The following is a 9,650-nucleotide window of genomic DNA, read 5'->3' on the forward strand; positions in this document are numbered from 1 at the left end:
CCTTCAGTTTACCTGCGGTCAGTTTTGCACTTTTCACAATATCCCTGAATTCAACTCCGGTCATGGGAGCGCTGTCGGCCGCATCCTTTCCCATTAAGCCAAAAACACCTATTCTCAGACCGCTGCGTTCCAGAACGGTATATTCTTTTATCCCGAAAGCCGTCATGGAGTTTTTCAATTCCCACAGGTCTCCGGTCATTTTCTTCCTGTCCGGAAAATATAAATTCGATGCTGCAATTTCTGGCAGTTTTTCACCACTGATTATAGCAGCATATAAATGTCTCGCAAGGCCGGTATCCCTGAAATCAAATTCATGGTTCCCAAATGTGGTCACGTCATAGCCCATCCGTCCCATTATACGAAGCTCGGGGGCAGCACCGGAAAACAGGGTTTGGAAAAGAGACCCCATGGAGTAATCTCCCCCATCCACCAAAACAGCACCCGGATAATTTTTTCTTTCCTGATCGATTGCCGTCTTCAGTCTGGCATATCCTCCGGAGCTCACAAGCCAGCCATCCTTTTCCGCTTTGTTCGGAAGAAGGTGGTCGTGCATATCATGGGTAAAAAGTATCCTGAGTGTTTTGTTTTCATGGGCCGCTGCTGCCTTTGCAGTCATGCATACTGCTGAAACAGTTATTAGAGCAGTCAGAAGGCAGGTAAATTTCCCCAACCTCATATAACCTCCAAAATCAAAATCATCTTATATAATTGCTAATATAAATGCTTATTGATAATTGCTGATTCAACGCACTTTTCGGTTAATTTGCAGGCATTATAATTTCAGACACCAGGTTACGCATTGGCCCAGAAGATCCAGCATGACCTCATTTGTCATCCCTTCCGCCCTATGGGTGGGCGTCAGGCAGCAGACTCTGCCATTGCCGTATTCATGAGCCCAACCGGCTTCAACCTTCCCTTCTGTGGACTCGGAAGTGAGAAAAACACTGTTTTCAACCGGGATGGCTTTAATCATATAGTGTTCGTCCAGCACTTCAAAGGTCTCTCCGGGCATTATACCTGTATTACTGCTCACTCCCGTATATTTTACCTGTCTCTCACTGGGATGGTATTCAAAATATCCGCGAAGCATTTCAGTGAACTGTTCATGGCTCTCATATCTTACCAGACCTGAATGCCAGGCCAGCAGACTGCCTCCGTCCTTTACATACCGTGTTATCTGCTGCTCCAGTTCGGAGGTCATCCAGTTATAAACAACCTCATCGGTAGGATTAACTCTGTTCTCTTTATATAGTACAACCAGATCATACTTTTGTTTAAGTATTTCCCCGAGATTTTCCACAGATGAATCAATCAATTCAATACCTGCACCGGCCTTTTGCTGCAAATCAGCCACTGCTTTTTCCATTGCGGTATATGCCAGGTCATGACTGTGATAAAAGTCACCGAGTATGGTCAGAATTTTCTTTTTCATGATAATCTCCCTCCGTGCTCAAAGCATACAATTACAAGCACAAATAAATTAATATTGATACAATGTTATTTTATGAGTAATATTATGTCAAGAACATGTTGGAATTTATTTCAAATGCACTCCCGCAACCATTTGATTAAAAATTTTTAAACCGGAAGGATTTTCAAAATGAATGAATTCAAGAACAAAACAGTGATAGTAACAGGAGGAGGCCAGGGAATCGGCCGTGCTGTCTCAAGAGCATTTTCGTCGGAGGGAGCCAGAGTGGTAATAGCCGATACTGACGTGGAAGCCGGCCTGGAAAATGAAAAATTCATTAAAAGCTCAGGATATGAGGCCGCATATATCAAAACCGATGTTTCGGATGCGGCTTCGGTCAGGGCCATGGTAGCCGAAGCCATAAGGAAATATGATACAGTTCACATCCTTGTTAACAATGCTGCAGTTTCGGGCTTCGGCAATATTTTTGAAACCCCTGTGGAGGAATGGGATAAAGCTATCTCTGTCAATCTGTCGGGTATGTATTACTGCGCCAAGTTCTGCGCACCCCATATGCGGGACATGAATTACGGAAACATCATAAATATGGCCTCCACCAGGGCTTTCATGTCAGAACCCGATACCGAACCCTACTCAGCTTCCAAGGGCGGTATTTTTGCCCTGACACACGCGTTGGCCATATCACTGGGTCAATACGGCATAAGAGTCAACTCCGTCAGCCCAGGCTGGATAGATGTTTCCTCCTGGAAAAAGAGTTCAGCGGCAAAGCAGGAGGTGCTGTCCCAACGGGACCACAAGCAGCATCCTGCCGGAAGAGTGGGCATTCCGGAAGATATAGCACAGGCATGCCTGTTTCTGGCTTCAGATAAATCCGGCTTCATTACCGGAGAGAATTTAACGGTTGACGGCGGTATGACCAAAAAGATGATATATGAATAAGCTTTTACCCCTCCACCTGGTAAACATTGTCTTTTGACAGTATTGCGGCTTTGTAATACCTTTTTGGAGCGGCACCGTACATTTTCGAAAAGGCTCTTACAAAGCTGGAATAGTCATTGAAGCCGCACCTGCTTGCGGCCTCCGAAGGAGCCATGCCCGTTTTTATGTATTCCGCGCTCTTTTGCATTCTTTTGTTATTTACATAACTATGTATTGAATAGCCTGTATTGTCCTTGAACTTGTGCATCAGATAATATTTATTTATGTAAAACATTCCGGCAAGTGTGGCTATGCTTAAATCTCCGTCAAGGTTGGCATTGATATAACGGATAACTTTCTGTATCTGCTCGTCATACTCCACTTCTATACTCTCATCCTGTTTTTCGGGCTTTAACTGAAGCCGGTTGACATATACCATAAACTGTACAAACAGTGCATTCCCCAATATGACAGAGCCGAATTGCCGGTTTTTTATTTCACTTTCAATTCTGGAAAGAATGGCCTTTATGGAGTTCAGGGAGTTCTCTCCCAGTCTGACCAGATGCTTGTTCTCCCTTGCTATATTAAAACAGGTCAGCAGATCGTTTTCCGCATTGCCGTGCTCCTCCAGGAAAGTATTGTTGATCCATATAACTATTCTCTCATACTCCTGATCAGGCGCTATAATTGGCTTATGAACCTGATTCCCCGGCACAAACAGGACATCCCAGGGTTTTAGCCGGTAAGACTTCCCTTCGATGTTATAGATCACATTACCGTCAATAAAAATTATTATCTTGTTGAAATCGTGATAATGATGCTCAAACTGAATGCTCTTCTTATCCCGTAAATGAAAAAACTTGAAATCATTATGCAGGTATCCTCTCTTAACGCCTTGTTCCATACCGACCTCCCGGTTCTGTATTTTATTATCCATTCTTATTATCCATTTTAATTCTATTATATGTCTGCGAAAAAATAAATGATAAAATAGCAGCTTTCGCAAATTTTTAAACATAAAATGCAATAAACTTTGCAAAAGCTTGGAATATAATATTTATGTAAATAACTTATATGGAGGCAGCAATGAAAATCATCACCGGAAACAACGCTCAGTTCTTTTTACTACTAAATGCTATTTTTTGGGGCTCATCCTACATATGGCAAAAAAATGCTGTTGAGCTTTCTGCCATCATTTACAATATTGTTTATCTGCGCGGCCCTGAGTCTGGCTGCAACCTTTCTGATATTCAGAAAGCGGCTCAACAACTTCAGCAAAAAAGTCATTGTCATAAGTACCCTGATCAGTCTGGTTTCAGTAGTCAGCAACACTTTCTGCATGCTGGCCCTGAAAAGGACCTCAGGTTCAAATACAGCTTTCATAGTACAGCTTTCAATCGTAATAACCCCCGTAATCATGGCTGTACTGGAGAAAAAATCCCCATCTGCAAAAACTGTTTTGCTTGCTCTTTCGGCAATGCTGGGAATATATCTCATCACCTGTGCCGGAAAAGGGCTGAACATCAATGCCGGAGATGTTTTCGCACTGTGCAACGCCATATTTTTCTCACTGTTTATTGCTCTGCAGAATAAATTTTCACAGGTGGTAAATCCAATACAGTTTACTTTCATACAGCACTCTACCAATCTCGTTATGTTTTTTGTACTGGCTCTTGTATTTGAGTCGGGCGGTATAACGTTCACCAATATGCTCAGTCCGTTGTTTTTCCTGCTGATCGGCCTGAATGCCATGGTTACCGTATTCACTTCGCTGTTTCAGAGTTCCGCAATCAAATATGTCAGACCTGAAAGCGCAACCATACTATATGCTTTTGAGCCCGTAACCACCGCACTGCTGGGCGCAGTCATACTAGGTGAACACTTTACCGGAATAGCTTCAGTAATCGGCTGTGTAGTAATACTTTTAACTGTAATCATTTCTGCTTTGAGACTGCCGGGCTTCAATCCCGGGAAGAAGTTCAAACTACGGCCATCCTCCAATTCAAGGATATAGGTCCGGCAGCATGGCATCCCCCTTATGCGGTAAAAGACACGTATGTCGGATTAATTTCGGACATACGTGTCTTTTATCATTACAGGCTTTTGATTTTTAATCCTTATGTTTTTTTATTTTGTGCATGAATTTTGGAGGCTCTTTGCCATCCCAGCTTTCAAGCTGCTTGTTAAAATCGGCCTGTATTTTTTCTCCCTCTTCCTTTGTAATTCTTCCATCCTTAATTTGCTTTTCCAAATGAGAACTGAAATTTTTTGAGAGATGCTCTTTCTTTTGAGGCAGGGTCAGACTGTTGAATTCCTTGACCTTGACAATACGTTCGTCGATTTTCTTTGTCAATTCCTCAGCCTTTTCCTTGGTTATCTTGCCTTCCTTTAAATCCTTCTGTATGCTTTCCTTTCTCTCTTCAAGCCTTTTTAAAGGGTCCTTGTTACATTTTCCGCATTTACCCTTTTTCAATATGCCGCCCTTGTTCTCAGTATTGCTTTTTTCCTTATTGTTGTTTTCAACATTACTCTTCCCGGTATTGTTGTTTTCAACATTGCCTTTCTCAGTATTGTTGTTTTCAACATTGCTCTTCCCGGTATTGTTGTTTTCAACATTACTCTTTCCGGTATTGTTGTTTTCAACATTGCCTTTCTTAGTATTGTTGTTTTCAATATTGCTTTTCTCAGTATTATTGTTTTCAACATTACCCTTTTCAGTATTGTTGTTTTCAATATTGCTGTTTGGCCCGGCGTCGGCTTCCGGCATTGCAAAAACACCGAAAGACATTATTGAAATGATAAAAGCGATAGTAACAAGGATTTGAAGCTTCTTCAATACTATCACCTCCTTTCAACAATATCTTTCTCATCTATTGTGTAAATATTGTGTACATTTTGTAAATTCCGTCTGCCAATTTTACCCTTTTACTAAATCACATTCAAACCAGAAAAGAACGCCATCGGTTTTATTTTCCACACCATAGCTGTTATCATGGGCTTTCTGAATGGCTTTTACAATGGAAAGACCAAGTCCTGTTCCTCCATATGCCCTTGTTCTTGCCTTATCCACCTTATAAAAGCTCAGCCAGATACTTTCCAGGGCTTCTTCGGGTATATTCGCACCGGAATTGAATACTTCCACCCGAACCTTGTCTCCTGATACCCTGGCATATATATTGATAATCTTTTTTTCGTCCAGATGATTCAGCCCGTTGCTAAGGTAGTTCATAAGCACCTGTTCCATCAGATAGTAGTCGGCATTTATCCTTATGTCTCCATTGCCGTTGTCATCAAAGGTCACACTGGCTCCCTTTTCGGCAAAAAGCAGGGAATTTTTCTTCAAAGTATTCCTGATAAGATCATTTACACAGAATTCCTCCCTGTCGGGCTCAATGCGGTTAAACTCCAGCTCTGAAAGTGCCAGGAGCTTTCTCACCATATTGTTCATCTTATTGGCTTCATCAATAATTACTTCGCAGTAATAGTTTTTGTTTTCCTCATCATCGTTGACATTGAGCTTTAGTCCTTCGGCATAACCCTGGACCAGGGCTATGGGAGTTTTAAGCTCATGTGAGACGTTGCTGATAAACTCCTTTCTCATTTCATCAATTTGTCTTTCCTTTTCAATGTCCTGCATCAGCTTGTAATTCGCCGCCTTCAGCTCTCCAATCGAACGTTCCAGCTGATTTGAAAGTGAGTTTATGCTATCTCCCAGCGTTCCGATCTCATCATTTCTCTTTTCATCATACTTTTCTTCAAAATCCAGAACAGCCATCTTTTTTGCAATACCGTTGAGCTTGATGATTGGTTTTGTCAGTCTCAGAGATAAAAAGTATATGATTATACCTCCGAATATAACCATGAAAATACCTGTGAAAATATAGAATCTAACGGCTATTTTGGCGCTTTCCTGTATTGCGGCCACCGGTGACCCCAGATAAACGAACACATCATCATCAATTTTGCCGTACAGCGATACGAAACTGGATTCCATTCTCATGTCAAAACGTTTTTCTATAAGCGGCTTGTCCGGGGCTACCTTTGAAAACTTATCCCTCAGATTTCTCCAATCGGGAGCCGGCTCCCTGGGCTCGACTCTGAATTTCCTGGCACCGGCACTCAAAACTCTCTGTCTGGACTGATAAATTATATTGAAATCCTTATCAAAAAAAATGATCCCAATACCTCTAAGACTTTCAATCTTTTCCAGATCAAACATTACATTGTCGGGATCGTGATTATATACATCACGAATTGAGTCGAAAGTCTGAAGCATGGCATCCTCTTTTTTGCTGTAATAATATTTTTCGAGCAAGGTGCTGCTTAATATCAACGAAAGTACGACGAAGAATACTATCATTCCAAAAAAAGTTGAAAACAACTGGGTTTTTAATGATATTTTCATTTTTCTACCTCAAATTTATATCCCAGACCTCTGATAGTCTGTATGTAATCTCCTTTTTTCCCCAGCTTAAGTCTCAGTTTCTTTATATGTGTATCCACTGTTCTGGCGTCTCCGAAATATTCATAATCCCAGACAGAATTAAGTATTTTGTCCCTTGACAGAGCTATCCCCACATTGTCACAAAGATATACCAGCAATTCGAATTCCTTTGGTGTCAGTTCTATTTCTTCCCCGTCTGCAAATACAGTATGAGCAGTCTGGTCTATTTCAAGTCCATTGTAAGTCTTTTTTTCGTTTACCGTCACATTATATCTTTTAAGCACCGCCTGTACCCTTGCTATCAGTATCATCGGACTGAAGGGCTTTGTTATGTATTCATCGGCTCCCAGTCCAAATCCGAACAGTTCATCCGCTTCGGTGCTTTTGGCTGTCAGCATGATAACTGGAAGCTTGGAGTGCCGGCGAATATGTCTGAGAGTTTCCCACCCGTCCACCACCGGCATCATAACATCCAATATTACCAAAGCCAGAGTATCACCTGCCGTATTAAATATTTCAATAGCCTGCTGTCCGTTTTCTGCTTCTACAACACTATATCCCTGCCTTTTCAGAAAGTCCGAAACCAATCTCCTCATTCTTTCTTCATCGTCAGCAAGTAATATTTTTATCATCAAGCAGCCTCCTCCCGGATTAGATTGATTTATTATCAAATGATTACATATAAAATTATAATAATCATTTGTGAACATTAAGTGAACATTCAAAAATCAATTCCAATTGCATGATTTGTACGATAAAAAACGGCCTGGAGAGTGACAACTCCGAAGGCCGGTAATAATTTAACTCAAAAGCTCTGAATAAATTTTTACAGCTATTGCCGGATTACTTGGCAGGTGAAGACTTCCTTTCCCTTAAGAAGGTAATTACCCCCGGCAACAGAGATATGAATATGATAGCCAGAATTACAACACTGAAATTATTTTCAACAAAAGGAATTTTGCCAAAGAAAAATCCTGCAAAAGAAAATAGTGCAACCCATGAAATACCGCCTATAACATTATAGCTTAAAAATTTTGAATAATTCATAGAACCCATTCCCGCCACAAAAGGTGCAAAGGTTCTGATGATGGGTATAAATCTTGCAATTATTATGGTCTTGCCCCCATATTTTTCATAGAAATTTTGCGTCTTTATCAAATATTCTTTTTTAAGGAATCTGGCATTATCTTTACTGAATAATTTAAGACCAAAAAATTTGCCTATATGATAGTTGCAGGTATCTCCCAGAACCGCTGCTACCATCAGGACCGCGATTATTGCCGGGAAGTTCAGTTCTCCGCTTTTGGCCAGATTTCCAATCACAAATATCATTGAATCGCCGGGAAGGAACGGAGTAAAAACCAGGCCTGTCTCACAAAAAATAACTAAAAACAGAAAAAGGTATGTCCACATTCCAAAGTCTCTTGCCACCTGGGTCAGATGTACATCCAAATGCACTACAAAGTCGATAAATTGAAATATTAAGTTCATAATCAGCCTCTTAATTATATTTATGCATTCATATGCAATTATTTGAATACCAATAAAACTTACCAATGCCTTATTCTATTAGTAATCTTTTCATATATACATACAATTTAACCTAAAAGTCTGATTATGTACACCCTTTCATTATAAATTTAAGATTTATTAATAATTGCAGACTTATTTCCCGTATCAAGAACATAGAAATTTTTTTACATTTTGCCTTGCATTACAAGGCCGGTATCCGGCAATGGAAAGCCATCCTGTTTCAGAGAACTTCGCGGCAATTCACTGCTGGATACCGGCCGGGAATACAATGATTTAAGTCAGCGGCATCAATATTTGCAATCATTATTGTGAATCAACAGATTGTATAGATTTGCATGTCTTATTTCATCAGTTATAATTTCGGTCAATATATCTATATGACTTCTTTCCTTCATGGCAAAAAGAATTCTGCGGTATTTTCTCACAGCGTTCTGCTCACCCATCAGTGCCTTTATAAGCCCTTCACAATAGCTGGCCGGTCTTTCAAATTGAACATTCTGCTTGGGACCGATAACCTTTCCGGTATGCTCATAATATAGCTGTCTGAATAGTCTTGCATGCTTTATCTCATCGTCCCGGATACCTTTGATTATTTCCTTGTCTTTTCTTGACGTCGCATTGTTTATCAAAAAATCATAAAACATCCGGTCTTCTGTTTCACCTTCAACCGCATCTTTAATGAGACTCAGCGCTTCAACCAAACTGACCTGGATATCAGCGGAATCTGACAATTCATTGCCTTTCAGGGACTGTCCCATCAAATTGCTGTTTTCCATTTGCTGGCCCATCACATTGGCATTCTCCATATGCTGACCCATCATATTGGCATTCCCCATATGCTGACCCATCATATTGGCATTCCCCATATGCTGACCCATCATATTGGCATTTCCCGTATGCTGACCCATCGTATTTGTATTTCCCATATGCTGACCCATCGTATTTGTATTTCCCATATGCTGACCCATCATATTAGCATTTCCCATATGTTGACCCATCGCATTATTCATATTCTGATTCATCATATTGGACTTCTGCTGTCCCGTCTTTAACCCCTTCATAGATACTGCAAACATGGAATTGTCCTTTGGAGCAGGTACTGTAGGCAAGGTCATCTTGGGCATCGGTTCCATCTGCCCCTTCTGGTTTGACATTGCTTGTTGGTTGGGCTTCTGCTGGGTTACAGGTGATGTCATGTTCGGCATGCCCATCAGATTTGAGTTCTGCTGCGGCATCTGTGCCGTCATATTGGGCATTGCCTGCTGGTTGGGCTTTTGCTGGGTTACAGGTGATGTCATATTCGGCATACCCTTTATGTTTGAG

10 protein-coding genes are annotated in these 9,650 nt (G+C 41.0%); 2 read left to right on the forward strand and 8 right to left on the reverse strand.

Going from position 1 to position 9,650, the window contains the following annotated elements; all coding sequences use genetic code 11:
* Both CTER_RS02100 and CTER_RS02105 read right to left on the reverse strand, forming a co-directional pair.
* Positions 1-676: metallophosphoesterase (locus CTER_RS02100; RefSeq protein ID WP_004623389.1), on the reverse strand; the 676-nt coding region annotated here is incomplete at its 3' end.
* 96 nt (positions 677-772) lie between these two features.
* On the reverse strand, positions 773-1,432 hold the full coding sequence (locus tag CTER_RS02105) for a ThuA domain-containing protein (protein WP_004623380.1): 660 nt from the start codon (positions 1,430-1,432) through the stop codon (positions 773-775).
* A 168-nt stretch (positions 1,433-1,600) separates the two neighbouring features.
* Between CTER_RS02105 and CTER_RS02110 the strand changes: the two genes are divergently transcribed.
* Positions 1,601-2,371, forward strand: coding sequence for a glucose 1-dehydrogenase (locus tag CTER_RS02110; protein WP_004623383.1), 771 nt, complete (start codon positions 1,601-1,603; stop codon positions 2,369-2,371).
* A gap of 4 nt (positions 2,372-2,375) precedes the next feature.
* Here the strand turns inward: CTER_RS02110 and CTER_RS02115 are convergent, their stop codons facing one another.
* A complete protein-coding gene (locus CTER_RS02115; RefSeq protein WP_004623387.1) occupies positions 2,376-3,254 on the reverse strand; it encodes an AraC family transcriptional regulator in 879 nt (292 codons plus the stop codon).
* A gap of 267 nt (positions 3,255-3,521) precedes the next feature.
* Here CTER_RS02115 and CTER_RS02120 point away from each other — a divergent pair, with 267 nt between their 5' ends.
* Positions 3,522-4,364 (forward strand): DMT family transporter, encoded by an 843-nt coding sequence (locus tag CTER_RS02120; protein ID WP_242834923.1) that lies wholly within the window; start codon positions 3,522-3,524, stop codon positions 4,362-4,364.
* A 96-nt stretch (positions 4,365-4,460) separates the two neighbouring features.
* On the opposite strand, the gene CTER_RS28165 is transcribed toward CTER_RS02120, so the two are convergent.
* The 5 genes from CTER_RS28165 to CTER_RS28665 form a co-directional block, all read right to left on the reverse strand.
* Positions 4,461-5,186, reverse strand: a complete 726-nt coding sequence (locus CTER_RS28165) for a hypothetical protein (RefSeq protein WP_004623395.1) — start codon at positions 5,184-5,186, stop codon at positions 4,461-4,463.
* A gap of 81 nt (positions 5,187-5,267) precedes the next feature.
* A complete protein-coding gene (locus CTER_RS02130; protein ID WP_004623397.1) occupies positions 5,268-6,755 on the reverse strand; it encodes a sensor histidine kinase in 1,488 nt (495 codons plus the stop codon).
* Positions 6,752-7,426, reverse strand: coding sequence for a response regulator transcription factor (locus tag CTER_RS02135; RefSeq protein WP_004623392.1), 675 nt, complete (start codon positions 7,424-7,426; stop codon positions 6,752-6,754). Before CTER_RS02135 ends, CTER_RS02130 begins: the two co-directional genes overlap by 4 nt.
* Before the next feature lie 211 nt (positions 7,427-7,637).
* Entirely contained in the window at positions 7,638-8,285 is a 648-nt protein-coding gene (locus tag CTER_RS02140; RefSeq protein WP_004623385.1) for a DedA family protein, read from the reverse strand.
* Positions 8,286-8,614: 329 nt separating this feature from the next.
* On the reverse strand, positions 8,615-9,650 hold a 1,036-nt coding region (locus CTER_RS28665; RefSeq protein ID WP_004623378.1), incomplete at its 5' end, for a ferritin-like domain-containing protein.

It is taken from the genome of Ruminiclostridium cellobioparum subsp. termitidis CT1112 (assembly GCF_000350485.1).
Classification (GTDB): Bacteria; Bacillota; Clostridia; order Acetivibrionales; family DSM-1351; genus Ruminiclostridium; species Ruminiclostridium termitidis.

Coding starts and splice junctions, on each gene's coding strand:
- CTER_RS02105 (WP_004623380.1), bottom strand. CDS start 1,432: ATGAAAAAGAAAATTCTGACCATACTCGGTGACTTTTATCACAGTCAT.
- CTER_RS02110 (WP_004623383.1), top strand. CDS start 1,601: ATGAATGAATTCAAGAACAAAACAGTGATAGTAACAGGAGGAGGCCAG.
- CTER_RS02115 (WP_004623387.1), bottom strand. CDS start 3,254: ATGGAACAAGGCGTTAAGAGAGGATACCTGCATAATGATTTCAAGTTT.
- CTER_RS02120 (WP_242834923.1), top strand. CDS start 3,522: ATGCTGTTGAGCTTTCTGCCATCATTTACAATATTGTTTATCTGCGCG.
- CTER_RS02130 (WP_004623397.1), bottom strand. CDS start 6,755: ATGAAAATATCATTAAAAACCCAGTTGTTTTCAACTTTTTTTGGAATG.
- CTER_RS02135 (WP_004623392.1), bottom strand. CDS start 7,426: ATGATAAAAATATTACTTGCTGACGATGAAGAAAGAATGAGGAGATTG.
- CTER_RS02140 (WP_004623385.1), bottom strand. CDS start 8,285: ATGAACTTAATATTTCAATTTATCGACTTTGTAGTGCATTTGGATGTA.